Raw genomic sequence first — 25,167 nt, 5'->3', positions numbered from 1 at the left:
TGCCACGCTTTTTTTATGTATGTTATTACTTAGATATCGTTGATACTGCTTAGCCTATGTGCGCTATGGTGGTGCTCTAGGGAGAAGCGGATAAGTATGATTTCAGGAAAAAGATGATGGTCGGTACAGACCTATCTCACAAGAAATATATATACTAGTTAAGGTTTCATGTACTTTTGTGTATAATAGTGTACATATGTCAGTGTTGGGAACGGAATATAGGAGGAGTTACCATGTCAGATGAACGAGTTACAGATCTACAGTTGGCACACTCTGTGCTAGGCTATACTGGGGTTCCAGGGGCCTATGCCTATGAAGTGTTGCAGAATGTACTTTCAAAATATATAGAAAAGGGTGGATCCGTGGAAGGGCAACGGATTGAGCGCTGTCAAAGTCATCGTGAGCTTGTACAGGCTGTCCACGAAGGACGCATCGATTATGCTATATTGCCTATTGAAAATTCCATCGTTGGTGAAGTACGGGATAGCACGGATTTAATCAAAGATAAGAATATCCACATCGTGGGAGAAGTACGCCACCGTATTAGCCATAGTTTATTGGGCGTGCAAGGTGCTAGCCTAGATACGATTCAAGAGGTGTACTCTCATGAGCAAGCCCTCATGCAATGCTCACAATTTTTGGCAACTCACAGTTCGTGGCAACTAAGTCCTATGAACAATACCGCTATGAGTGCGAAACATGTAAGTGATACCCAGGATATAACGAAAGCATGTATTGCCAATGCATCTGCGAAAGAATTATACGGTCTTACATTGTTGGCGCCAGACATTGCAAACTTTAAGGAAAACTTTACACGATTCTTCATCATCACTCACAAACAGGTAACGATTCGTGATGCACACAAGTTGAGCATCATTGTACAAACACCGAATACTCCAGGGGCGCTGGTGAAAGTATTACGAGTCTTTGAAAATCATCAGCTGAACATGGTGAATATCAAGTCACGACCATGTATGCACACACCGTGGGAGTACTTCTTCTACATTGATATTGAAGGGGAAGGCCGTGAAACAGAAGTACAACAGGCTTTGGCAGAAGTGCGAGAACTGTCCAATTATTTGCAGGTCTTAGGGCATTATAAAATCTATGATGTACTGTGAGGGTTCCATTAGAACTCTGATGCCATAGAATACTAATATAGAGACATGATGGAAACCTTGCTATTTCTAGATGCTGTAATGCTAGGTAGTATAAGAGTAGTAATTTAAAAGTTTGATGAAGTTTCGGTATACCCCTTGCTCATAGAAATAGAGATATGATACTATATTCCCATGTGATATATAGAAATGTATAGATATAGCTGTACTGTATAAATGAGCTAAGTACATGTGCTATGTAAATGTAGCATAGAAATGTAGTGTACAAATGCACTATGCAAACTCAGTACAGATGACCTCCAATTTCTATATACGAATTACGAATGTGAAAATTAAATAAGGAGACATAGTATGAAACGAAGCATTATTTCTTTTTTAGTAGGCGCCATTGTGACGGCATGTGCTATGGGTTGGTTTTGGTATCAAGACCGTGAGCAGTATACACGTGCCATCCCCGCTGTAAAAGGGGCAGTTCAAGTAGCGCCAGTGGTGAATGGAACACCAACAGGAACGACAAATGGTACTGTACAACAACAAACTGGAGCCGTAGCGTCACAAGCAATACAGCAACAAGTACAAATCACACAAGAAAAAGCAATGGAAATCTTTAAAACAGCATACCCTGACTATCGCATTGAAAAAGTGAAGTTCGATACAGATCACGGCCGTGCTCATTATGAAATCGATGGGGAGACCTTAACACGGGAAGTAGAAATTAAAATCGATGCTGTTACTGGGGAAATCTTCCAAGTTAAAGAAGGACATTAATACTTTTTTATAGGACTAAGAATACCTAACCTACCTAGTAGGCTAGGTATTCTTTCATTAGTAAAGGAAATGATTATATTAGTATTGCAATCGGCAAATAAATGAGTTTCTAACGACATCATGAATCATTTTCTAGTAGTACATTTTAACGTACTGTGTTAGTATGGATTATAGAAGGTTCGGCAAATTATCTGTATATAATGTAGATTTATTTGGTGTATCGATGCTAGTACATCAAAGATAAAGTTTAGAAAATAAATGGGAGGATACCTTAAGATATTTAGAAGTTAGCATATCAATTTGAGTGAGTAAAGCAGGATGGAGGGATTGTATGACAGAACTACACATGTATTTAGCGTATTTGACAGCATGGACCATATACCAATTGTGGTCAATTCACAGATGGATACAATCGGAGTCAAAAGAGGAAAAAGCAGAGAATGCGGGACATGCATTGCAGGAGGTTTTAAATTTTATTTCGCCTAAGGCAGTGGCTGGTTTGGCCATGAGCGGAATCATTTTTACAGGGGCTGCAGATGTATTAGGCATTTTGCTAGTGAAAGGCTTCATACGTGACCCTCAATGGCTAGATACTTTGCTAGTCGGCCTTGTTTGCGTAAGTATTATAATGGGTATCCGTTCTGCTATTGAGGCGTATCGCATTGTTCTAAGTGCATCTAATTCTCGTCAACCAGATCTCTTTTTAGTGCGCCATGAAAGACTATTTAAAAAGGGGCGTATGAACCTAGAGGTCATAGTGAACCGGATATTACATATTCTATATGCGGGATTTGCCATTTACACGATTGTTATACTTTTACAAGCATTGCATATTTTATAAGAAAATTTGTCAATAATGTTTATAGGATATTAGCAAAAGTTGTGGTGGTCTGTTATAATAAATTGATTACATTACATATGGTTGGAGTATAGCAGTGTAAACGATAGTATATATATACAAATCAATTAGTAAGAAAGGCATTGATAATGAACGTAAACAAGAAAGCAACAATTTCTAAAGAAGAAACGGCCGTGATTGAACATTTAAAAGACTCCTATAATGAATTGGTATATCCTTCAAAATCCTTTGGAGTAACCTCTATCAACAGTTTAGAAGCAAAGGCAAAATTATGGGGCTTGAATCCAGTGCCAGCAAAAGAGGCTCGAGTATTAGAACTAGGTTGTTCTATGGGTGGTAATATCATCGGTCAAGCTGTGTATCATCCAGAGGGGTCCTATGTAGGCGTTGACCTTAGCGGATCTCAAATTGAAATTGGCAATGAAATCATCGAGGCTATCAATTTAAAAAATGTAAAATTACTAGAACAAGATATTCTAAAAATTGACAAAGATTTTGGCACATTCGATTACATCATCGTTCATGGTATTTGGTCTTGGGTACCAGATGTGGTGAAAGATAAAATTTTAGAGATTTGTAATGTGAATTTATCCGAGCGTGGGGTAGCCTATGTTTCTTATAATGTATACCCAGGTTGGCATCGATTGAAACAAGTGCGGGAGATGATGCTCTTTGCTACACGGTATGATCAGGATATGGATTTATTACCTCGCACAGAAAAAGGGATTTCCTTCGTACATCATATGAATGAACTTATTAAAGGCTCTAAGGATGTGGTACCTAAATTAGGTTGGAAAACAGATAGCTTTGATTCTGCTTTAGATCATAAAGCCTATTATATCGCCCACGAATATTTAGAGCCTATTAATGACCCTGTATATATAACGGATTTTATTGACCGCGCTAACAAACATAAATTAGTCTATGTAGCGGATACAGATTTCCAACTGTCTGCTATTACGTGGATGAAAAAAGAACGCAGAGAATTAATTGAGGCTATGTCTGGTGGAGATTGGAATACGAAAGAACAAATTCTAGATTTCTATTTTGATACCCAATTCCGTCGTTCCTTATTATGCCATGAGTCACAGGCTCATTTACTACGTCATAATGAAGAGTTTTTAATTACCACTCTTGATTCCCTGTATTTCGGTATGGTCAATAAGGGTAAGGAACTACAAGATACAGCGAATGTGATAGAACAGGCCATTGTAAACCTATGCCGTAAAGGAGATATGTTCACCGTTGCTGATTGCAAAGAAGAATTGCAACAATTACAAACAGATGTGGAATATGATCGTATGGAACTATACAGTATGCTTATTCGTTTCTTGTTGTGTGGATTTATCGCACCTGTGACGGAGAAAAAAGAAATTACTACATTCCAAGAAGGTGTGTCCACAGTGCCAAAAGAGATGGCGAATTATGTACAAACTGTTGTGGATAGAGGTGGTTCTAGATTTATCAACATTTCTGATTTGTACAATGACAGCATTACAGGCTTTAACTCCGCCCATGTACTGATGATGAAAGAGTTGGAAATGCCAAAAACGTTGGAAGAACTTTACAACGTAGCGGATAAAATTTTGAAAGTAGATGAAACGAAACCATCTGGTGAAGTGGTGCCGTTACAAGGCCGTACTGTGGTAGATAGTACATTAGAGGATTTAGGTCAACTTGGTTTCTTGCGTAATAACTAGAACTATTGGCAAGTAGCTTAGGTAGTGGACCCAGCAAGATGATTATAAAAAAGAGCTGTACTAGCATGTCTGTGTGACATGTGAGTACAGCTTTTTTGTTGTGGTAGGGAATACACAAAGGGGCGTTCATCTATAATGATGTGCATATAACAGAGGGGAATCGCATGGCGATTCCCCTTACTCATAGTGTTATTGCAATTTTTCTAATAAGGTTAATAAGAATTTGGACACTGTATCTACTGCTGGCAAGTGTAACCGTTCTTTTGGTGTATGAGCACCTAAGATAGTAGGACCAAAGCTAATCATTTGTGTATTTGGTAATTGTGCTTTTAGTAAGCCACATTCAAGGCCTGCATGCACGGCTGTTACATGAGGTTCTACACCGATTACCTCTTTGTATAGAGCGATCGCCTGTTCTTCTAAACGGCTACCGCGTTCGTATTCCCAAGCTGGGTAACGACCTTGTTCAGAAGCATTGAAGCCATGTATTTTGGCCAATGTCATGATGCGGTCACGTAGGTAAGCTAGTTGACTCATAGTCAAGCTACGCACGGAGATAAGAATATCTAATTGTGTGTCATTATCTTCGACGATAGCGATATTGTTACTGGTATCTACTAAGCCCTCTAACTTTTTACTCATACCAAATACACCATGAGGTGCTAAGTACAAGAATTGCAAAAAGGTTTGTGCTTGTGCATCGCTATAGATCGTAGCAGGTGTGTCACAAGGAGTGACTTTCACTTGTAGATTTGGATCTTGTGGAGATAATTCGTGACGAATAATCTCAGCGTTGGCTTGGATATGAGCTTGTAATGCGTCTGCATCAGAAGGTTGGCAAAGAATCGTTGCCTCTGCAAAGCGAGGAATCGCATTATGTTTAGAACCACCTGTAAAATGGCTTAAAGAAATAGGGGATTCTTGTTGTGCTTCCACTAATAAGCGAGCTAGGATTGTCAGAGCATTACCAAGTTGTTCACCAATTTCGATGCCAGAGTGACCACCATGGAGTCCATCTACCGAGATTTTCAAAGCAGTTAATCCAGCTGGTGCTGGTACTGCGTTCGTTGGTAAAGTAAGATCCAAACGACAGCCCCCAGCACAGGCTACAATAAATTCATGTTCTTGTTCTGTATCGATATTGAGCAAATATTGTCCGTGTAGGCGGTCGCCTTTCACAGCCATAGCGCCGTTCATACCTGTTTCTTCATTAGTAGTAAATAGGCATTCTAAAGGTCCATGAGGGATGGCTGGATCATCTAGGACAGCCAGTGCCATCGCCACAGCAATGCCATTATCGGCACCTAGAGTAGTTTCATTGGCGTGTAACCATTCACCTTCTTCAATCAGCTCGATCGGGTCCTTGGAAAAATCGTGAGTGGATGTGTCAGATTTTTCTGCCACCATATCGATATGACCTTGTAAAATGATAGATGGATGATTTTCATAGCCAGCAGTTGCATTAGCACGAATGATTACGTTTAATTCTTCGTCTTGTTCTGCCTCTAAACCTCTATCTTTGGCAAATTGCATTAGAAAATCGCTAATGCCTTGCTCATTGCCAGATTCACGAGGGATTTGACTGATTTCACGGAACCAATGTAATACATTCGTTGTATAGTTAGTATGTGTCATAATAAACCCTTTCTTAGGATGGATGAAATACTCAATAAAATAACTATACTCCATTAGCCGTAAGGGGTCAATATAATAATAAACGATTCTTTTATGATGAAAGTCTATGTCAATGGTGTGCCAAGGAATGCTATAATAAAAATAGTGATTTCAAAGGAGGTTATCACATGAAGGATACAAAGATTATGATGATAGGCACAGGAGGTACCATTGCAGGTACAGGAAATGGGTCTAGTGCATTAACAGAATATAGATCGGGATCCATAGGTGTGGATGATTTGATGCAAGCTGTGCCAGCCTTGGAGGGGTATGGCCCGTTTGAAAGTATACAATTCTCTAATATCGATAGTTCTGAAATGAGCCCCTATCGTTGGGTACGCTTAGCACTACTTGTGAATGAAGTGGCTGAGCGAGATGATATAGGTGGTATTGTTATTACTCACGGCACAGATACGATGGAGGAAACTGCATATTTCTTGCAATTGACGGTGCATACGAAGAAACCGGTTGTGATGACTGGTTCCATGCGTCCTGCTACAGCACTCAGTGCGGATGGTCCGGTGAATTTGCTGCAAGCAGTACAAGTAGCACGCAGTGAAAATGCTTGGAATCAAGGGGTATTAGTGGTCATGAATGGCTACATTGATAGCGCTAGAGAGGTGGCTAAGCTACACACTACTGATGTGGCTACCTTTGGAAATGCCCAATTAGGTCATATGGGTTGCGTACAAAATGGAACAGCTTATTTTTACTATACTCCGTGTCGTAAGCATACAAGTGATAGCGAATTTATTTTGCGTGAGGAAGTGGAATTGCCACCCGTAGGGATTGTACATCTCTATGGAGGTATGGATACAGAAATACTCACTATGGTAGCAAGTCGATCACAAGGGTTAATTGTGGGTGGCTTTGGGCATGGCACATTGCCACAGGCTGTACGAGATACGCTCAAAAAAATTACCATTCCCAAAGTGCGGTCATCCCGCATTGGGAATGGTATTGTATCTAGCAATTCATCGGATGCGAAAGAGGGATTAATCGTTAGCGATTCTTTGTCGCCTGTGAAAGCTAGAATACTTTTGATGTTGGCGTTACAACAAGAACGAAGTCGAGAAGATTTAGAGAAACTATTTACACTCTATTAAGGCGTTTATTGTTGTGCTATGCACTCTACGGAGATCTAGGTTAACGGAATGGTAGCACAATAAGCCCTAATAGTTATAAATCCAAGGTATCTGCATTCTCTAATGCTGTTTCTATAGCACTTCGTACGGCTTTGGCTAAGGTGTCGCCAAACTGGGAGAACGTGCCTGAGTCTGTGAGGAGCTCTCCGTTCGGATCAATGGTCATGATGACACCATCTGTGGATGTGCCTGTAGCTAGTTGTCCAGATAGGATGCTAGTGATTCCCTTGGATTGGAGTGCTACGGTTTTGGCTTCCGTTATAGTTAGCAATGATTTTGTGAGAGCCCCGTCGGTGAGGGCGCAGTTGGTAAATACTAATAGGTTGATGGTGCCTCCAGCATGGAAGGCGCCATCTTTTTCGTAGTATGTATAGCCATCGCCTGCTCGATGCGCTGTTTTTTCAACACCTGCTGTAGCAATGACTTCGACTATGATGCTTCCCTCTTGTAAGCATACATAGGCATGTCGCTCCATAGAAGCGCTAGTCAATAAGGCTGTACAAAAATGAATCGGTAGGTCTAGTTGTACGCATTCTTTTGCTAAATAAGCAGACGTGGATCCACCAGGTAATTCACTTTCATCATTGACGAAAAATGTGAGTTGTTGATTGCGCATAGCCATGACATGGTGCAAGCCACCGTTGAAAGGGCTCGTGCTGATGGCATAATAAGGCATATCATAAGTCACAGTAATGGCAGAATTGTGTATATCTACATAGCCACCACTACGTAGTGTAGTAGGGGCCTTATATTGATTGTGATTGGGCATATATCCTCCTAGTAAGTAACATGAGATTTTATATAGTTATAGTACCATAAAACGGAACATAGGGGATATTGAATTTAGTATATTTTATGTATCAGAGATTAACATAATAACTATTGGGACGTACTAAACAACTCATTACCGGAATAGCGATAATGGGCTTTTTTTTGTATAATGAGTATAATGGATTAAGGAGGCATGTACCATGGAAGAAAGTCATTTTTTTGCCCTTTTAGGGCGTATGAAATATATTCAACGTTGGAGCTTGATGCGCAATACAGAGGTGGAAAATTTACAAGGGCATAGTTTAGAAACGGCTATGATTGCCCATCAATTAGGAGTGCTTCGGAATACATATTTTGAGGGAACTGTGGATGTGAACCGATTAGCGGTACTGGCCATGTATCATGATGTGAGCGAAGTATTTACAGGAGATATGCCCACGCCAGTGAAATATTTTAACCCTAAATTGCGTGCCCTATATGGGGAAGTGGAACAGTTGGCCAATGAAACCTTATGGCGTACGTTGCCAGAACCGGTGCAACCAGTCTATGAGGAAGCCTTAGTATCTGTTCCAGAGGAATACGAAGTACTAGTGAAAGCAGCGGACACTTTATCAGCATTCATGAAATGCGTAACAGAAAAAGCCGCAGGTAATGACGAGTTTAATGCAGCCTATGATACGATTCACGAACGATTAGTACAGATGCAATTGCCAGAGGTAGATCTATTTTTGAAAGTGTATGTGCCTAGTTTAACGAAGTCCTTAGATGAAATGAATGTGTCTTTTACAAAGTAAGAAGTTGATAGTCAATCAAGATATATTTTAGGGATGTGCTGTATAAAGTTGGCGTCAAGAAAGATGTTTGTGAAAAGTCAGACTAGAATTGTTTTTATAGACACTGAAAGAACGGTTTGACAATTATATAAATTGTAGATAGTTTTGCAGCTTCATATATTGACGGTGTTGCATACTTTCACGTATACTAATACTATATAGATAATAACTAAGAAGAGGAAAAATCTTTTGAACGCATCACAGAGAGCATTGGGTTGGTGGAACAATGTATGTAGAAGGAAGAGGGTAGCCTCGGAGTTGGCATGGTGAACTAGAGTAAGTGTGCCCGCTGATCAGCGTTAACGATAATGAGTGATTGCTACAGCAATAATCTAGGTGGTACCGCGGAAGTATAGACCCTTTCGTCCTAACGGACGAGGGGGTCTTTTTGATGTTTTGAAGAGGGAAAACTATGGATTTAGTAAACTATATCGGAGAAACTAGTTCTTACGATAAAAAAGTACAGCTCGAACGGCATAAACCTAAAAGTTGGCTAAAATCTATTAGTGCATTTGCCAATTCAAAAGGCGGGGTGCTTATTTGGGGAATCGATGATGAAGATAGGCTCGTAGGATTAGATGATGCAAAAGGTGATTCTGAGTTCATTAGCGCGATGATTAAGACCAAGCTAGACCCTACACCTAGAGTTAATATAGAAATCATCAGGAATGATAATAAAGATCTTATTATGTTACAGGTGTATGAGGGAAACGAAACTCCCTATTATTATGTAGATAGTGGAAATAGGCTTGCCTTTATACGAGTTGGAAATGAAAGCGTTGCAGCCAGCAGCGTGCAACTAAATAGCCTTATTCTACGAGGTATGAATAAAACGTTTGATACTATATCAACAACTATTTCGATAGAACGAGCTGCATTTTCTAAGTTAAAATCTGTATACTTTCAGCGAACGGGTAATGATTTGCGAGATAATGATTTATTATCTTTTGGGTTAGTTAGTAGCGATCATCATCTTACAAATGCAGGAGCGTTATTAGCTGATGAGCCACTGGTTCGTCAGTCAAGGGTGTTCGCCACAAGATGGAATGGCCTTGATAAAACGAATGGTAGAGAAGAGGCTCTTGATGATAAAGAGTTTGAAGGTAGTCTTTTGTTATTGTTACAAAATAGTATAGACTTTATAAAAACCAATTCTAAAAAACGTTGGAAAAAAGTTGATACATATCGCGTGGAATATCCTGATTATCCAGAGCGAGCAATACAAGAAGTATTGGTAAATGCTTTGATTCATCGTGATTATGGTGAATTAGGTTCAGAAGTTCATATTGATATGTATGATGATAGATTAGAAATATATTCTCCTGGGGGGATGATGGATGGAACTTTTATTCAAGAGTTAAACATATCGAATATATCATCTAAACGTAGAAATCCTATGATTGCTGATGTATTTAGTAGAATGCACTTAATGGAGCGACGGGGCAGTGGGCTAAAAAAAGTGTTGGATATCTACGAGTCACAAGAAGAATATGATGCATCTCTACGACCTGAGTTTCGTTCCACTCAAAGTTCTTTTTTTGCTGTACTTAAAAATTTGAACTATGAATATGATAAAAGAACGGCAGTAAAAAACGGCGATAAAGGGGCTATCAATCTTGATAGTAAGGAAAATAGTTCTGATGGTGGCGATATAAGACCGGCGGTAAAGAATGGCGATAAAAGAACGATAAAAAATGAACAAAAAAAGCAAATACTTATTTTTGCTGAAATGAATCTATTTTTTAAGGCGAAGGATATCGCGGAATTGTTGGGGTTACAAGCGTCGAGAGCAAGATATTTATTACAGGAATTAGTGAAAGATGGTAAAATCAAAGGAATTGGTAATAATAAAGGTAGAAAGTACCAATTAATAAAATAATTATTATATCCAAACTAGGAGGACATATGAAAGAATATAAAAATCTCACAACTTACAATCCGAAGGAGATTGAACAACAATGGTACACATATTGGGAAGAGAAAGGTTATTTCCATGAGGAAGTGGACACAAATAAAGAGCCTTTCAGTATTGTCTTACCGCCACCAAATGTAACAGGTCAATTGCACATGGGTCATGCCCTTGATAACACCTTGCAAGATATTTTGATTCGTACGAAACGTATGCAAGGTTACAACGTATTGTGGATGCCTGGCACAGACCATGCAGGGATTGCAACACAAGTAAAAGTAGAAGAAAATATCATGAAAACAGAGGGAAAATCTCGTCATGATTTAGGTCGTGAAGAGTTTTTGAAACGTGTATGGGAATGGAAGCAAGAATACGGTAGCACCATTGTAAAACAAATCCGTAGTTTAGGCGCTTCTTGTGATTGGACGAGAGAGCGTTTTACCTTGGATGAAGGCTACCATAAAGCGGTATTAAAAGTATTCGTAGCATTGTACGAAAAAGGTTTAATCTATCGTGGAGAACGCATCACTAACTGGTGCCCTAATTGTTTGACAGCCTTATCCGATATCGAAGTAGAACACGAAGATGAAAATGGTCATTTGTGGCATATTAAATACCCTGTTATCGGGGAGGAAGATACATTCTTAACCGTAGCTACCACACGCCCTGAAACAATGTTTGGTGACGTAGCCGTAGCGGTGAACCCTAATGATGAGCGATATGCCCATTTAGTAGGCAAAGAATTATTGCTTCCATTCGTGAATCGTCATATCCCAATCATTGCCGATGAATACGTAGATCAATCGTTCGGTACTGGTTGCGTAAAAATCACTCCAGCTCATGACCCTAATGACTTTGAAATGGGACAACGCCATAACTTAGAAAGTATCGTGGTGATGAACCCAGATGGCACCATGAATGCAGGAGCAGGTCACTTTGTGAATATGCCTCGTGAGTTGGCACGTAAACAAGTAGTAGCTGAATTAGAGGCGCAAGGTTTATTAGAAAAAGTGGAAGAACATGGTCATAGTGTAGGCCATTGTTCCCGTTGTAACACGACAGTAGAACCTATGGTGTCGAAACAATGGTTTGTATCTATGGAACCATTGGCAAAACCTGCCTTAGAAGTGGTACGTGATAAATCTATTGAATTTGTACCAGAACGTTTTACAAAAACGTATACTAACTGGTTAGAATCTATTCGTGATTGGTGTATTTCTCGTCAATTGTGGTGGGGACATCGTATCCCAGCTTGGTACTGCCAAGATTGTGGAGAAACCATCGTAACAGCAGAAACGTTGACAGAATGTCCACATTGCCATGGCAAAGTAGAACAAGATCCAGACGTATTAGATACATGGTTCAGCTCTGCGTTATGGCCATTTGCCACAATGGGTTGGCCTGACAATACAGAGGAAGTGAAACATTGGTATCCTACAAGCGTTATGGTAACAGGCTACGACATCATCTTCTTCTGGGTAGCTCGTATGATTTTCATGGGCTTAGAATTTAAAGAAGAAATTCCTTTCAAACACGTCTTCATTCATGGTTTAGTACGTGATAGCCAAGGTCGTAAAATGAGTAAATCATTGGGCAATGGTATCAATCCATTAGAAGTGATCGAAGAATACGGTGCCGATGCGTTGCGCTTTACCTTGGTAACAGGGAATACGCCAGGGAACGATATGCGTTTCTACATGGAACGTGTGGAAGCAAATCGTAATTTTGCCAACAAAATCTGGAATGCATCCAAATTCGTATTGATGAATTTAGAAGGCTTTGATGAAAGCTTTGTACCAAGCGCAGAAGACTACACATTGGCGGATAAATGGATTCTAGAAGAATACAATAAAACAGTGACTAATATTACGAATAACCTTGATAAATTTGAATTAGGGGAAGCAGCGAGCGCTGTATACGATTTCATTTGGAATACGTACTGCGACTGGTACATTGAATTAGCGAAACCTCGTTTATACAATAAAGAAGGTGGCCATGATCGTCAAACAGCACAATACTTATTGGTATCCATTCTTCGCCATATGATGGAATTATTGCACCCATTCATGCCATTCGTAACAGAACATATTTGGCAACACTTGCCACATGAAGGGGATAGCATCATGGTCGCTCCATGGCCAAGCACATTATCCATGGAAGGATTCAGCTCTGCAGCGGCTCATATGAATGTGATGATGGATGGCATCAAAGGTATTCGTAACATGCGTGCAGAAATGAATGTACCAATGGGTAAACGCTCTGAGGTTATCTTAGTGCCTGCTACAGAAGAGTTGAAAGGTATCTTAGAAACCCATGGTGATTACTTCCATACCTTAGGTTGGGCTGAAAAAGTGACGGTACTTTCACCAGATGCGCCAAAACCAGAAAATGCTACAGTAACTGTGGTGAACGGCTTAGAAGTGTACTTGTTGTTGAAAGATTTAATTGACGCAGACAAAGAAAAAGAACGTATCGCCAAAGAACAAGCCACAGTATTGAAAGAAATCGCTCGTTTAGAAGGCAAATTGAACAACCAAGGATTCTTAGCGAAAGCCCCTGAAGCGGTAGTGGCGAAAGAAAAAGAAAAATTGGAAGAATACAAACAAAAACAACAAGCCTTGAACGAACGTGAAGAGTTCTTAAAAACATTAGCATAAGGAGATCCATCATGAATTATACGGAAGCGATTGCCTACCTAGAAGAGGTAGCCTCCTTTGGGATTCATCCAGGATTAGAACGGATTACAGCGCTATTAGAAGAGCTAGGAAATCCACAACATACATATAAAACCATACATGTCACAGGAACAAATGGGAAAGGGTCTGTTTCTACGTATATTACCTATGGCTTGTATATGAGCGGGCTTCGAGTGGGGACGTTTACGTCCCCGCATCTGCAATCCTATACGGAGCGCATGCGTGTGAATACGGCCTGTATTACGGAAGAGGCCTTTGCTAATTTGATTGAGCGTGTCAGTCATGCTGTGAAAGCCATCATGGACCGTGGCGTAGAAGCGCCTACACAATTTGAGATCCTAACAGCAGCAGCATTCCTATTCTTCCAAGAGCAAGGTGTGGATTATGCCGTTATCGAAGTAGGCTTAGGTGGATTACTAGACTCTACGAATGTCATCACTCCAGAAGTGGCAGTAATCACCAATGTAACGATCGATCATCAAGCGTATTGTGGTGATACGGTAGAGGAGATTGCCCGCCATAAAGCAGGTATCATCAAACAAGGAGTGCCTCTTGTAACCGCAGCTCAAGGGAGCGCTCTTGATGTGATCAAGGAAACGGCTCGTTCTCTAGGCGTGACCTATCATGTGTTCAATGAGGACTTTACCATCGATAGTCGCAGTGCGATGGAGATGGGACAAATGATTACTGTAAAAGATAAAGAAGGACATAAAGACATGCTCTTCACATCTATGCATGGTATCCATCAAGCCCTAAATTTAGCGTGTGCAGCAAGGGTCTTGCAAATCTTGAAAGACAAAGAACCAGCGGTGAGCGAAGAAACGTACCGTGAAGGCTTAGCTCGTGCTACTTGGCCAGGACGGTTTGAAACCTTCAAAGTCCATGGCAGAACAATCATTTTAGATGGGGCTCATAATGCGAGCGGAGCAGAAGCCTTTTCTATGACTTTCAATGAACTGTATCCAGAAAAAGCGAAAACTGTGGTTTTATCAATTTTGGAAGATAAAGATGTGTCCACTATGGTTAGTTATTTAGTGGGACAAAAAGACCGTGTTATTACGGTGCCAGCGCCAACGCCACGAGGCATTGCACCGCAACAGTTGGCAAAACAAATGCCCGTCCAAGCAGATCCTATGGAGACAATCCAAGAGGGCTTAGACCATGCTATGAAAATAACTAAGGAAGGCGATATCATCGCTGTGGTGGGATCTTTATACATTCTTGGTGACGTGCAACAATGGCTCGCCCAAGAAATGGGGCACTAATGGATGCCCTACGTAGACTATCTATAGATCAGTGGATAGTCTATCTACTCTATGGAGCAACGGTGTGTATTCCCTTATTACCTATAGGAGGCAATATTCTTGTCCTTGTGGCGGGGATATTGGCATTGCTATTTGATAGGCAACGATTTTCTGGGGCCTTACATTGGCTACAATGGGCAGTTCTGGGATTTATTCTTTGGACAGGAATTTCTATCGTTAATTCCATGAATATACAATGGTCGGCTATGAGCTGGTTCTACCATATAGGTATGTATGGCAGTATCTATTGGTTGATGACATATTATATAGATAATGAATTACGGCAGAAAACATTTTTGTCCTTATTTTGTATGACTGGAGTTCTCGTGTGCTTAGGTGCGGGATATCAGTATTTTTATATGACTCCGGAACATATTCATGAATGGGTGGATAATGTTCATTTTCCAGGACTCATGCGGCGTATGTATGGGACGTTACAGAACCCTAATTTATTGGGTGAGTATTTATTGTTTGTCCTATCCGTTGGTGGATTAGGAACGATGCAGGTATTGAAAGCTAAAGATTGGAAACGCTTTGCTTACATGGCATTAGCTGTCGTATTTATGCTATTATGCCTTGTTCTTACCTATTCGAGAGGCATGTGGCTTAGTTTGGCTGTTGTTGTATTTGTGGCAGGTATTTGTGTAGAGCGAAGATTATTATATGCTCTTCTAGTAGTGCCGTTAGTGTTATTCTTTTACCATGGGGAAGTATCCAGCCGATTATGGTCACTCTTTAGTGGGCAAGATACATCGGTCATGCTCCGGTGGGCATTATGGGATAGCACTATGTATATGATAGAAGATTTTCCTATCTTTGGTATTGGTTGGGATGCGTTTTGGATGACCTATCCAGACTATAATTACTTCATCCAAGATCCAACGGTCATCATCTATCATGCTCATAATTTGTATTTGCAAGTGGCAGCAGAAACAGGACCGATTTCCTTGTGTTTGTTGTTAGCAATTTTGCTAGGGCATAGCAGAAATGTGCAAAAAAAAAAAAATCTTGCCATTCCATTCCGATATGGTATGACCCTAATTACTGTAGTAGTTTTGGTAAGTGGTCTCTTTGATCATGCTTTATATAGCCAGCAAGTAAGTATGGTCTTGTGGCAACTATTAGGCTTTTCTATGAGTGTCATACGAAATAAAAAAACAATATAAAAAATTAAAAGTATAGAGAAGGTCTTATGACTATCTCTATACTTTTTATATGTGGTAATCATTGTATTTAGATTGTATGAGGACGATAACAATATTTACATATATCAATGACTATAGAGAAATGAGAATACTGAGCTGTCAATTATAAAAGAGTATTTCTTGGCAGTAAGGTTAAGACGGATATATCATGAGTGATATAGTTTTAATGCAGACTATGAAGCGGATTAAGAAATACGATTCGGGACATAACAAACAAGAATAAAAGCAAATAACTGTTAGTTATGAATAATATAACGCACAGAAATGCATAAACATAAATAGAGTGTATACATAAGAATTAAAATATCGAAAAAATTTGTACTATACCAATATTTATAGATATAGGTAGATAAAGGGTATAACAAAAAGTTATACTCACATTGGAATTATCTATTCTGTATGCCTATTATGCATATATTTGCATATATGGTTGACAATAACAAGAAAAATGAGTAGTATTTATGAGAATTAACAAATATCACACTTTGAGTAGATATTTAATCTTATATTTCTATAACAGTTTTGTAAGTAAGAAATTTCTTTCATAATAGAAATAAAAGAATTGAATGTATCGTGTGATTGTTAGATAGCTGAATAAGTCATTCAAACTAAAGGAGATGGTAGTATGATCGACATTTTAGATCGCGTGCAAGGCGCAGCGTTGCAAGCAAAAATTACTACAGCAGAAGAAGCAGCTAAATTGATTAATCCAGGAGACCATGTAGGTATCAGTGGTTTTACACCATCTGGTTACCCTAAAGCAGTGCCTTTGGCTCTAGCAAAACGCATGGAATCAGATCCTTTCCAAATTGATCTTTGGACTGGTGCATCAGTTGGTGATGAAGCAGACGGAGCATTAACTCGTGTAAACGGTATTCGTCGTCGTTTCCCATATCAAACAAATAACGATACTCGTAAAGCTTTAAATAGCCAAAAAATTCGTTATATTGATATGCACCTTAGCCAAATGGCTCAACAAATCCGGTATGGTTTCTTCGGCGACACTGACGTAGCTATCATTGAAGCGGTTTGCATCCGTGAAGATGGTGGTATCGTTCCTAGTACATCCGTTGGTAACTCTCCAACATTTGTGAGTCAAGCTAAAAAAGTTATCGTAGAAGTAAACGTATCCCAACCAATGTCCTTGGTAGGTATGCATGATATCTATGAACCACAAGATCCTCCATACCGTGAGCCATTCCCAATCAAAGCGGCTGGCGATCGTATCGGAACAGATTACATCCCATGTGATCCTGCGAAAATCGTAGCTATCGTTCCATGTGATGTACCTGACACAACTCGTCCACTAGCACCAATCGATGATGATGCAAAAGCGATGAGTAAACATTTGATTAACTTCTTCTTAGAAGAGGTAAAAGCAGGTCGTTTACCTGAAAACTTATTGCCATTACAATCTGGCGTAGGCTCTGTAGCAAATGCTGTTGTGTCTGGCTTGGCTGAAGGTCCTTTCACAAATCTATCCATTTTCACAGAAGTTATCCAAGACGGCATGTTGGACTTAATCGATGCAGGTAAAGTAACAGATTGCTCTGGTACAGCATTGTCCCCATCCCCAGATGGATTGAAACGCTTCTATGACAATATCGAAAAATACAGCAAACACATTCTTTTGCGTCCGCAAGAGATTTCCAATAACCCTGGCTTAGCTCGTAGACTTGGTGTTATCACTATGAATACAGCGATTGAATTCGATATCTTCGGCAATGTAAACTCTACTCATATCATGGGTAGTAAAATGATGAATGGTATCGGTGGTTCCGGGGACTTCACTCGAAATGGTTATATCTCCATTTTCTGTACGAACTCTGTAGCAAAAGGCGGAGACATCAGTTCTATCGTTCCTTTTGTATCTCACATTGACCATACAGAACATGATGTACAAGTATTCTGTACAGAACAAGGTATTGCCGATGTTCGTGGTTTGGCTCCAATTGAAAGAGCATACAAAATCATTGAAAACTGTGCTCACCCAGACTACAAACAAGAATTACTTAACTACCTCGAAAGAGCTATTGAAAAGACAAATGGCGCCCATACACCTATCTTATTAGATGAAGCTCTTTCTTGGCATAAACGCTTCACTGAAACAGGAAGCATGAAAAAACAAGGTTAATTTTATAGGAGGATGATGAACATGGCTAATGACAACTTAAAAGCCAAACTTGCTGAATATGATGCAGCGTACGCTAAAAACTGTGAGAAAGTACCTGCTCGTCAAAACTTACCAGAACAACCGGTATACACACCGCTTGATTTAGAAGGTTTTGATTATGAACGTGATCTTGGATTTCCAGGATTCTATCCTTACACTCGTGGTGTGCAACCTACTATGTACCGTGGCCGTTTCTGGACAATGCGTATGTATGCTGGTTTCGCAACTGCTGAAGAGTCCAACAAACGTTACCGTTACTTAATCGAGTCCGGTGCAACTGGTCTTTCTTGCGCATTCGACTTACCAACACAAATCGGTTATGACTCTGACGACGCTATGGCTGAAGGCGAAGTTGGTAAAGTAGGTGTTGCGATTGACTCCTTAAAAGATATGGAAATCTTGTTCCAAGGTATCGACTTAGGTAAAGTTTCCACTTCTATGACAATCAACGCTCCTGCATCTGTACTTCTTGCTATGTACATTGCAGTTGCTGAAAAACAAGGTGTACCTTCCACTGAACTTCGCGGTACAATTCAAAATGATATTTTGAAAGAGTACGCAGCTCGCGGAACTTACATCTTCCCTCCAAAACCATCCATGCGTTTGATCACTAATATTTTCGAATATTGCTCTCAATATGTGCCAAAATGGAATACTATCTCCATCTCCGGTTACCATATTCGTGAAGCTGGTTCCACTGCTGCGCAAGAAATCGCTTTCACAATTGCTGATGGTATTGCATACATCGAAGCAGCTCTTAAAGCTGGCTTGGAAGTTGACGATTTTGCAGGTCGTTTATCCTTCTTCTGGAACGCACACAACAACGTATTAGAAGAAGTTGCGAAATTCCGTGCATCCCGTCGTCTATGGGCACATATCTTGAAAGAACGTTTTGGTGCTAAAAAACCTAAATCCATGATGTTACGTGTACATACTCAAACAGCTGGTTCTATGTTGACTGCACAACAAGTTGACAACAACATCGTTCGTGTTGCTCTTCAAACTGCAGCTGCTGTAATGGGTGGTACTCAATCCTTACATACTAACTCTCGTGACGAAGCATTGGCTCTTCCAACTGAAGCATCTGTACAAATCGCTCTTCGTACTCAACAAATCGTTGCTTACGAATCCGGTTTAGCTGACGTAGTTGACCCATTGGGTGGTTCTTACTATGTAGAAGCTATGACTAATGCTATCTATGAAGAAGCTAAAGCATACATCCAAAAAATCGATGAAATGGGTGGCGCTGTTGAAGCTATCGAAAAAGGTTACATCCAAAAAGAAATCCAAGAGTCTGCTTATAAATGGCAAATGGAAGTGGAATCTGGCCTTCGTACAATCGTAGGTGTTAACAAATTCCAAGTTGAGGAAAAACCAGTTGAAGGTCTTCTTCGTATCGATGCTTCTGTAGGTATCAACCAATCCAAGAAAACACAACAAGTTCGTGCAGACCGTGATCAAGCAGCAGTTGATGCAGCATTAGCAGCATTAAAAGCTGGTGCAGAAGATGAATCTGTAAACTTGATGCCATTAATCTTGGCTGCCGTTAAAACATATGCTACATTAGGTGAAATTTGTAACGTATTGCGCGGCGTATTCGGTGAATACCAAGCTCATTCCACACTATAATTAATCGAACCTATTTGGAGGTATAACATCATGGCAGAAAAACGTATCAGAGTAATCGTAGCAAAACCAGGTCTTGATGGTCATGACCGTGGTGCAAAAGTAGTAGCACGCGCACTTCGCGATGCTGGTTTCGAAGTTATCTACACAGGTCTTCGTCAAACTCCAGAACAAATCGTTGAAGCAGCTCTTTCTGAAGACGTTAACGTAGTTGCGTTATCTCTTCTTTCTGGCGCACACAACACATTGTTCCCTAAAATCGTTGAAATGCTAAAAGAAAAAGGCATGGGCGATGTATTAGTAGTTGGTGGAGGCGTTATTCCTGACGCTGATATCCCTGGTTTAAAAGCAGCTGGCGTATCCGCAGTATTCACACCAGGCACTCCAACAGCTGATGTAATTGAATTCATCAAAGCTAACGTAAAATAATATACTTGAGCTAGGCTCGGGCATCTATGTTCGAGCCTAGACGTATATATAATTGGGACGGTGACAATATGGATTTAATCAAAGAACTATTAGAAGGTTCTCGTCTTGCTTTGGCACGGTCGATCACGGCTGTAGAAAATGAATACGATAATGCGATCGATATTATGAAAGCTATTTATCCACGTACTGGTAAAGCTCGTATCTTGGGTATCACAGGTGCTCCAGGAGCTGGTAAAAGTACATTGACAGATAAAGTGGTTAAGCATTATCTAGAACAAGGTAAGAGGATCGGCATCGTTGCTGTTGACCCAACCAGTCCATTCTCAGGTGGCGCTATTTTAGGTGACCGTATTCGGATGAATGATTTGACATTAAATGAAAATGTATTTATCCGTAGTATGGGTACACGTGGTAGCCTAGGTGGATTATCTAAAAAAACAGCAGATGTTGTTAAATTAATGGATGCATTTGGCATGGATCTTGTTATCATCGAAACAGTAGGTGTTGGACAATCCGAAGTAGATATCGTTAAAAATGCAGATACTACATTGGTTGTATTGGTACCAGGTTTAGGTGATGATATCCAAGCTATCAAAGCAGGTATTTTAGAGATTGGTGATGTATTCGCTATCAATAAAGCGGACCGCGATGGCTGTGATAAGCTAAATGTTGAAATTGAAATGATGCTAGACCTAGATTCTCGTGAACTTGATTGGAGACCACCAATTAAGAGAACTATCGCTAGTAAAGATGAAGGTGTTGATGAATTAGTGGAAGCACTAGATGAACACTTTGAATATCTTGAAGATAGTGGAGAATTAGCAACTCGTCGTGCAGAACGTACGCATGATGAGCTCGTAGCGATGATCAATGAACAAATCATGCGCTATGTTCACGAACATGTTGTAGAAAGCGATGCTTTCAAACAAGATGTAGCAGCTGTTAATAATAGAACTAACGACCCTTATAGTGTTGTTAACTCGGTATTGGAAAAGTCATTAAAAAGATAATAAAAAGAATGATAAAAATCTAATATCGTGGTATCATATAAGTAATCGAAGGATGATAAAAATCACTTTCGAGTTGCAGCTCATTTGAAAGGAGAGTTATTATGGCATTCAAAGTATTACAAGTAGACCACATCGGTATCGGTGTATCTGACTTAGCAGCAACAAAAGAATTTTATAAAAACGCACTTGGTATGGAACATCTACCAGAAGATGAAGTGGTTGAAGAACAAAAAGTAAAAGTAAGCTTCTTCCCTTGCGGTGATGCTGAACTTGAGTTCTTAGAATCTACAACTCCAGATGGCCCTATCGGTCGTTTTATCGAAAAAAATGGTGGCCGTAATGGTATCCAACACGTAGCACTTCGCGTTGATGACATCAAAGCAGCTATCGCTGATTTAAAAGCAAAAGGTGTTCAATTAATTGACGAAGAACCTCGCTATGGTGCTGGTGGATCTGCAATTGCATTCCTTCATCCAAAAGCTACTGGCGGTGTTTTATTAGAACTTTGCCAACGCATGAAATAATAGACTATATCCGTAATTATTCTATGGAGGTGTAAAATGGCAACAGTTCAGGAAAAAATTGAATTATTGCACAAAAAGCTGTCCACTGTAAAACAAGGTGGCGGTGAAAAACGCGTAGAAAAACAACACGCGAACGGTAAATATACAGCTCGTGAACGTATTGAAAAATTATTCGACGATAATAGCTTCGTTGAATTGGATCAATTCGTTAAACATCGTTGTGTGAACTTCGGTCAAGAGAAAAAAGAATTACCAGGTGAAGGCGTAGTGACTGGTTACGGTACTATCGACGGACGTTTGGTATTTGCTTTTGCTCAAGATTTCACAGTAGAAGGTGGCTCCCTTGGGGAAATGCACGCTGCTAAAATCGTTAAAGCACAACGTATGGCAATGAAAATGGGCGCTCCTATTATCGGTATCAATGACTCCGGTGGAGCTCGTATTCAAGAAGCAGTAGACGCATTAGCTGGCTACGGTAAAATCTTCTTTGAAAACACTAACGCTTCTGGCGTTATCCCACAAATTTCTGTTATCATGGGACCATGTGCAGGCGGTGCTGTATATTCTCCAGCATTAACTGACTTCATTTACATGGTTAAAAATACATCTCAAATGTTCATCACTGGTCCAGCTGTTATCAAATCTGTAACAGCAGAAGAAGTAACAGCAGAAGACCTTGGTGGTGCAATGGCTCATAACAGTGTATCTGGTGTAGCTCACTTTGCAACAGAAAACGAAGATGATTGCTTAGCACAAATTTGTTACTTGTTGAGCTTCTTACCAAGCAACAACATGGAAGACACTCCATTAGTTGACACTGGTGATGACCCAGCTCGTGAAGATGAAGGTTTAAATACTTTACTTCCAGACAATCCAAATATGCCTTATGACATGTTCGATGTTATCCGTGCAACAGTCGATAATGGTGAATACTATGAAGTACAACCACACTATGCACAAAATATTATTACATGTTTCGCACGTTTTGCTGGACAAAGCGTAGGTATCATTGCTAACCAACCACGCGTAATGGCAGGTTGCTTAGACATCAATGCATCCGACAAATCTTCCCGCTTTATCCGTTTCTGTGATGCTTTCAACATCCCTGTTGTAAACTTCGTTGACGTACCGGGCTTCCTACCGGGCACAAACCAAGAATGGGGTGGCATTATTCGTCACGGTGCGAAAATGTTATATGCTTACTCTGAAGCAACAGTACCTAAAATTACTGTTATCACTCGTAAAGCATATGGTGGATCTTACCTTGCAATGTGTTCCCAAGATTTGGGTGCAGACCAAGTGTATGCATGGCCTACATCTGAAATCGCTGTAATGGGACCTGCTGGTGCAGCGAACATCATTTTCAAACGCGATGAAGATAAAGATGAAAAAACAGCTAAATACGTAGAAGAGTTTGCAACTCCATACAAAGCTGCTGAACGTGGATTCGTTGACGTGGTAATTGAACCTAAACATACTCGACCTGCTATCATCAATGCATTAGCAATGTTGGCAAGTAAACGCGAAACCCGTGCTCCGAAAAAACACGGTAATATCCCTCTATAAACTATTTCCTAGAGGCATACTACACACTTTGCTTCTTGCATGATTCTACTATCATGGTTCTCTATTAATGAGGTGAAAGTATGACAGATAATCCGTGGCTAATTATGGCCATCAATATGACAATTGTATTCGCCGTTCTAATTTTGTTAGGCGTGCTTATGCATATTATTTATCTAGTAGATCCTACAAAAAAAAAGTCAACTAAGGCTGAGGTAGCAGAGGTACCATCAGCCACAGCTCCTAGTGTGGCAAGTACCACAACAAAACATGATGAAGTGGTTGCAGCCATTGTGGCAGCAGTATGTGCGATGGGATATTCCAAATCACAAATTGCTTCCGTAAGACCGATTGTGAGCACAGGTTGGAAATTGGACGGTAGACTGCTAGGTAGGAATGTAACCAGATAGTTTGGAGGAGAACTTAATGAATAAGACTACCAACGCACAAGCTGCAAACAAAGAAACAGAAGTTGTAGCAGCTATTGTCAGTGCTATCGTTGCTATGGGCTATTCGCAAAATCAAATTGCATCCATTCGCCCAGTAGTGTCTAATTCTTGGCGACTAGCTAGTCGTTTACAGGCCCTATAAGCTAATCTAAGCTTATGAAAAAGTTTCATTACAAATAGGTAATTCAGGAGGAAGTTATAATGAAAAAGTTCAATGTTACAGTAAACGGTACAGTTTATGAAGTAGAAGTAAATGAAGTTGGCGGAGCAGCTCCAGTAGCAGCAGCTCCTAAAGCAGCAGCTCCAGCTCCTAAAGCAGCTCCAGCAGCAGCTCCAGCAGCGGCAGCAGCTCCAGTTCCAGCAGGCGCAGAAACAGTAAAATGCCCAATGCCAGGTAAAATCTTATCCGTAGCAGTTACAGCTGGTCAAGCAGTTAAAAAAGGCGATCTTCTTTGCATTTTAGAAGCTATGAAAATGCAAAATGAAATCTATGCTCCACATGATGCAACAGTAGCTGAAGTTCGCGTAGCAGCTAACCAAACTGTAGCAACTGGCGACGCTTTAGTTGTTTTAGGCTAATCATAACTTTATACTGCTTAAACTAAACCCTTCTATTTCTTAAGGAGGAACTCCATATGGACGCTTTTCTTGTTGCACTCAACTCTGTTTGGGTGGATAGTGGTTTTATTAGTTTCACAATGGGTCATGGTATCATGATCCTTGTAGGAATTATCTTATTGTATTTAGCTTTTGCGAAAGGCTTTGAACCTCTATTGTTGAGTCCAATCGCATTTGGATGTATTTTGGCTAATATTCCTAATAATGGTTTCCATGAAGGTGTTATGAACCTCATTGGATTAGGGATTAAATACGAAATTTTCCCACCTCTTATCTTCCTAGGGGTAGGTGCTATGACTGACTTCGGTCCACTCATTGCAAATCCTAAAACATTATTATTAGGCGCAGCAGCTCAAATCGGCGTATTCGTGGCTCTTGGTGGAGCGATGATGGTTGGATTTACTGCGAAACAAGCAGCAGCTATCGGTATCATCGGTGGTGCTGACGGTCCTACATCCATTTACTTAGCTTCAAAATTAGCTCCTGAGTTATTAGGTGCTATCGCAGTAGCGGCATATTCCTATATGTCTCTTGTACCATTGATTCAACCTCCGGTTATGAAGTTATTTACAACTCAAAAAGACCGTGAAATCGTAATGGAACAATTGCGTGAAGTAACTCGTTTGGCTCTATAATAAATGTTGGGGCTACTCATATAAGAGTAGTCGCCAACATTCTTTTTTTGCAATAAAATAGACATATACAAACTCAAACCGTATCATAAAAGTAACCACACAATTAAGAAAGGATGAGTCATATATGTCTACAGTTAATTATACAGAAATTATCTTTA

At 40.1% G+C, this 25,167-nt stretch carries 21 protein-coding genes, 1 pseudogene and 1 other annotated feature; of the genes and pseudogenes, 20 read left to right on the top strand and 2 right to left on the bottom strand.

Annotation, left to right across the window (positions count from 1 at the left end; genetic code table 11):
* Positions 1-233: 233 nt before the first annotated feature.
* From pheA to EO121_RS06045, 4 genes are all read left to right on the top strand, one after another.
* Positions 234-1,121, top strand: a complete 888-nt coding sequence (gene pheA / locus EO121_RS06060; protein WP_127166782.1) for a prephenate dehydratase — start codon at positions 234-236, stop codon at positions 1,119-1,121.
* Positions 1,122-1,469: 348 nt separating this feature from the next.
* The gene (locus tag EO121_RS06055) at positions 1,470-1,886 is read left to right on the top strand and encodes a PepSY domain-containing protein (protein WP_127166780.1); all 417 of its coding nucleotides are present in this window, start codon (positions 1,470-1,472) and stop codon (positions 1,884-1,886) included.
* A gap of 331 nt (positions 1,887-2,217) precedes the next feature.
* Complete coding sequence (locus tag EO121_RS06050; RefSeq protein ID WP_127166778.1) at positions 2,218-2,727, top strand: hypothetical protein; 510 nt, start codon at positions 2,218-2,220, stop codon at positions 2,725-2,727.
* Positions 2,728-2,873: 146 nt separating this feature from the next.
* Positions 2,874-4,445 (top strand): class I SAM-dependent methyltransferase, encoded by a 1,572-nt coding sequence (locus EO121_RS06045; RefSeq protein ID WP_127166777.1) that lies wholly within the window; start codon positions 2,874-2,876, stop codon positions 4,443-4,445.
* Between the two features lie 189 nt (positions 4,446-4,634).
* On the opposite strand, the gene EO121_RS06040 is transcribed toward EO121_RS06045, so the two are convergent.
* Positions 4,635-6,080, bottom strand: coding sequence for an aminoacyl-histidine dipeptidase (locus EO121_RS06040; protein WP_127166775.1), 1,446 nt, complete (start codon positions 6,078-6,080; stop codon positions 4,635-4,637).
* Positions 6,081-6,247: 167 nt separating this feature from the next.
* On the opposite strand from EO121_RS06040, the gene EO121_RS06035 reads away from it, so the two are divergent.
* Positions 6,248-7,225, top strand: coding sequence for an asparaginase (locus tag EO121_RS06035; protein WP_127166773.1), 978 nt, complete (start codon positions 6,248-6,250; stop codon positions 7,223-7,225).
* 73 nt (positions 7,226-7,298) lie between these two features.
* Here EO121_RS06035 and EO121_RS06030 read toward each other — a convergent pair whose 3' ends face one another.
* Positions 7,299-8,033, bottom strand: a complete 735-nt coding sequence (locus tag EO121_RS06030) for an adenosylcobinamide amidohydrolase (RefSeq protein ID WP_127166771.1) — start codon at positions 8,031-8,033, stop codon at positions 7,299-7,301.
* Positions 8,034-8,235: 202 nt separating this feature from the next.
* Between EO121_RS06030 and yfbR the strand changes: the two genes are divergently transcribed.
* From yfbR to EO121_RS05960, 15 genes and pseudogenes are all read left to right on the top strand, one after another.
* Positions 8,236-8,829: a 5'-deoxynucleotidase gene (yfbR, locus tag EO121_RS06025; RefSeq protein ID WP_127166770.1), complete on the top strand. Its 594-nt coding sequence runs from the start codon at positions 8,236-8,238 to the stop codon at positions 8,827-8,829.
* A gap of 201 nt (positions 8,830-9,030) precedes the next feature.
* Positions 9,031-9,241: a binding site (T-box leader), on the top strand.
* 39 nt (positions 9,242-9,280) lie between these two features.
* Positions 9,281-10,747, top strand: a complete 1,467-nt coding sequence (locus EO121_RS06020; RefSeq protein ID WP_127166768.1) for an ATP-binding protein — start codon at positions 9,281-9,283, stop codon at positions 10,745-10,747.
* A 26-nt stretch (positions 10,748-10,773) separates the two neighbouring features.
* Positions 10,774-13,434, top strand: a complete 2,661-nt coding sequence (locus EO121_RS06015) for a valine--tRNA ligase (protein ID WP_127166766.1) — start codon at positions 10,774-10,776, stop codon at positions 13,432-13,434.
* Between the two features lie 11 nt (positions 13,435-13,445).
* On the top strand, positions 13,446-14,738 hold the full coding sequence (locus tag EO121_RS06010; RefSeq protein ID WP_127166764.1) for a folylpolyglutamate synthase/dihydrofolate synthase family protein: 1,293 nt from the start codon (positions 13,446-13,448) through the stop codon (positions 14,736-14,738).
* Positions 14,711-15,943, top strand: a complete 1,233-nt coding sequence (locus EO121_RS06005) for an O-antigen ligase (protein ID WP_240629398.1) — start codon at positions 14,711-14,713, stop codon at positions 15,941-15,943. Before EO121_RS06010 ends, EO121_RS06005 begins: the two co-directional genes overlap by 28 nt.
* Before the next feature lie 664 nt (positions 15,944-16,607).
* Positions 16,608-18,116, top strand: a complete 1,509-nt coding sequence (locus tag EO121_RS06000; protein ID WP_127166762.1) for an acetyl-CoA hydrolase/transferase family protein — start codon at positions 16,608-16,610, stop codon at positions 18,114-18,116.
* A gap of 21 nt (positions 18,117-18,137) precedes the next feature.
* A complete protein-coding gene (locus EO121_RS05995; RefSeq protein WP_126941051.1) occupies positions 18,138-19,784 on the top strand; it encodes a methylmalonyl-CoA mutase in 1,647 nt (548 codons plus the stop codon).
* A gap of 30 nt (positions 19,785-19,814) precedes the next feature.
* Positions 19,815-20,210, top strand: a complete 396-nt coding sequence (locus EO121_RS05990; RefSeq protein ID WP_126937572.1) for a cobalamin B12-binding domain-containing protein — start codon at positions 19,815-19,817, stop codon at positions 20,208-20,210.
* 68 nt (positions 20,211-20,278) lie between these two features.
* Positions 20,279-21,220: a methylmalonyl Co-A mutase-associated GTPase MeaB gene (gene meaB, locus EO121_RS05985; RefSeq protein ID WP_009352943.1), complete on the top strand. Its 942-nt coding sequence runs from the start codon at positions 20,279-20,281 to the stop codon at positions 21,218-21,220.
* Positions 21,221-21,321: 101 nt separating this feature from the next.
* Positions 21,322-21,744: a methylmalonyl-CoA epimerase gene (gene mce, locus EO121_RS05980; protein ID WP_009352819.1), complete on the top strand. Its 423-nt coding sequence runs from the start codon at positions 21,322-21,324 to the stop codon at positions 21,742-21,744.
* Positions 21,745-21,780: 36 nt separating this feature from the next.
* Positions 21,781-23,310: a carboxyl transferase domain-containing protein gene (locus tag EO121_RS05975; RefSeq protein WP_127166760.1), complete on the top strand. Its 1,530-nt coding sequence runs from the start codon at positions 21,781-21,783 to the stop codon at positions 23,308-23,310.
* An 80-nt stretch (positions 23,311-23,390) separates the two neighbouring features.
* Positions 23,391-23,717 (top strand): OadG family protein, encoded by a 327-nt coding sequence (locus tag EO121_RS05970; RefSeq protein ID WP_062401065.1) that lies wholly within the window; start codon positions 23,391-23,393, stop codon positions 23,715-23,717.
* A 16-nt stretch (positions 23,718-23,733) separates the two neighbouring features.
* Positions 23,734-23,898 carry a hypothetical protein gene (locus EO121_RS08655; RefSeq protein WP_009352831.1) on the top strand — a complete coding sequence of 55 codons (165 nt, stop codon included), beginning with the start codon at positions 23,734-23,736 and terminating at the stop codon, positions 23,896-23,898.
* A 59-nt stretch (positions 23,899-23,957) separates the two neighbouring features.
* Positions 23,958-24,335, top strand: a complete 378-nt coding sequence (locus tag EO121_RS05965; RefSeq protein ID WP_127166758.1) for a biotin/lipoyl-containing protein — start codon at positions 23,958-23,960, stop codon at positions 24,333-24,335.
* Between the two features lie 56 nt (positions 24,336-24,391).
* Positions 24,392-24,997: pseudogene (locus EO121_RS05960) on the top strand (sodium ion-translocating decarboxylase subunit beta); the annotation flags it as partial.
* Between the last annotated feature and the right edge of the window lie 170 nt (positions 24,998-25,167).

The sequence above is a fragment of the Veillonella sp. CHU732 genome (assembly GCF_003992085.1).
In the GTDB taxonomy this organism is placed as follows: domain Bacteria; phylum Bacillota; class Negativicutes; order Veillonellales; family Veillonellaceae; genus F0422.
The sequence above is the reverse complement of the archived record's forward strand: the minus strand, read 5'-3'. Positions and strand labels throughout refer to the sequence as shown.

Bases quoted from the DNA above. Each gene is read 5' to 3' on its own strand.
- EO121_RS06035 (WP_127166773.1), top strand. From the start codon at position 6,248: ATGAAGGATACAAAGATTATGATGATAGGCACAGGAGGTACCATTGCA.
- EO121_RS06000 (WP_127166762.1), top strand. From the start codon at position 16,608: ATGATCGACATTTTAGATCGCGTGCAAGGCGCAGCGTTGCAAGCAAAA.
- pheA (WP_127166782.1), top strand. From the start codon at position 234: ATGTCAGATGAACGAGTTACAGATCTACAGTTGGCACACTCTGTGCTA.
- mce (WP_009352819.1), top strand. From the start codon at position 21,322: ATGGCATTCAAAGTATTACAAGTAGACCACATCGGTATCGGTGTATCT.
- EO121_RS06055 (WP_127166780.1), top strand. From the start codon at position 1,470: ATGAAACGAAGCATTATTTCTTTTTTAGTAGGCGCCATTGTGACGGCA.
- yfbR (WP_127166770.1), top strand. From the start codon at position 8,236: ATGGAAGAAAGTCATTTTTTTGCCCTTTTAGGGCGTATGAAATATATT.
- EO121_RS06015 (WP_127166766.1), top strand. From the start codon at position 10,774: ATGAAAGAATATAAAAATCTCACAACTTACAATCCGAAGGAGATTGAA.
- EO121_RS06045 (WP_127166777.1), top strand. From the start codon at position 2,874: ATGAACGTAAACAAGAAAGCAACAATTTCTAAAGAAGAAACGGCCGTG.
- EO121_RS05995 (WP_126941051.1), top strand. From the start codon at position 18,138: ATGGCTAATGACAACTTAAAAGCCAAACTTGCTGAATATGATGCAGCG.
- meaB (WP_009352943.1), top strand. From the start codon at position 20,279: ATGGATTTAATCAAAGAACTATTAGAAGGTTCTCGTCTTGCTTTGGCA.
- EO121_RS06010 (WP_127166764.1), top strand. From the start codon at position 13,446: ATGAATTATACGGAAGCGATTGCCTACCTAGAAGAGGTAGCCTCCTTT.
- EO121_RS06050 (WP_127166778.1), top strand. From the start codon at position 2,218: ATGACAGAACTACACATGTATTTAGCGTATTTGACAGCATGGACCATA.
- EO121_RS08655 (WP_009352831.1), top strand. From the start codon at position 23,734: ATGAATAAGACTACCAACGCACAAGCTGCAAACAAAGAAACAGAAGTT.
- EO121_RS05975 (WP_127166760.1), top strand. From the start codon at position 21,781: ATGGCAACAGTTCAGGAAAAAATTGAATTATTGCACAAAAAGCTGTCC.
- EO121_RS06020 (WP_127166768.1), top strand. From the start codon at position 9,281: ATGGATTTAGTAAACTATATCGGAGAAACTAGTTCTTACGATAAAAAA.
- EO121_RS05965 (WP_127166758.1), top strand. From the start codon at position 23,958: ATGAAAAAGTTCAATGTTACAGTAAACGGTACAGTTTATGAAGTAGAA.
- EO121_RS05970 (WP_062401065.1), top strand. From the start codon at position 23,391: ATGACAGATAATCCGTGGCTAATTATGGCCATCAATATGACAATTGTA.
- EO121_RS06030 (WP_127166771.1), bottom strand. From the start codon at position 8,033: ATGCCCAATCACAATCAATATAAGGCCCCTACTACACTACGTAGTGGT.
- EO121_RS05990 (WP_126937572.1), top strand. From the start codon at position 19,815: ATGGCAGAAAAACGTATCAGAGTAATCGTAGCAAAACCAGGTCTTGAT.
- EO121_RS06040 (WP_127166775.1), bottom strand. From the start codon at position 6,080: ATGACACATACTAACTATACAACGAATGTATTACATTGGTTCCGTGAA.
- EO121_RS06005 (WP_240629398.1), top strand. From the start codon at position 14,711: ATGGCTCGCCCAAGAAATGGGGCACTAATGGATGCCCTACGTAGACTA.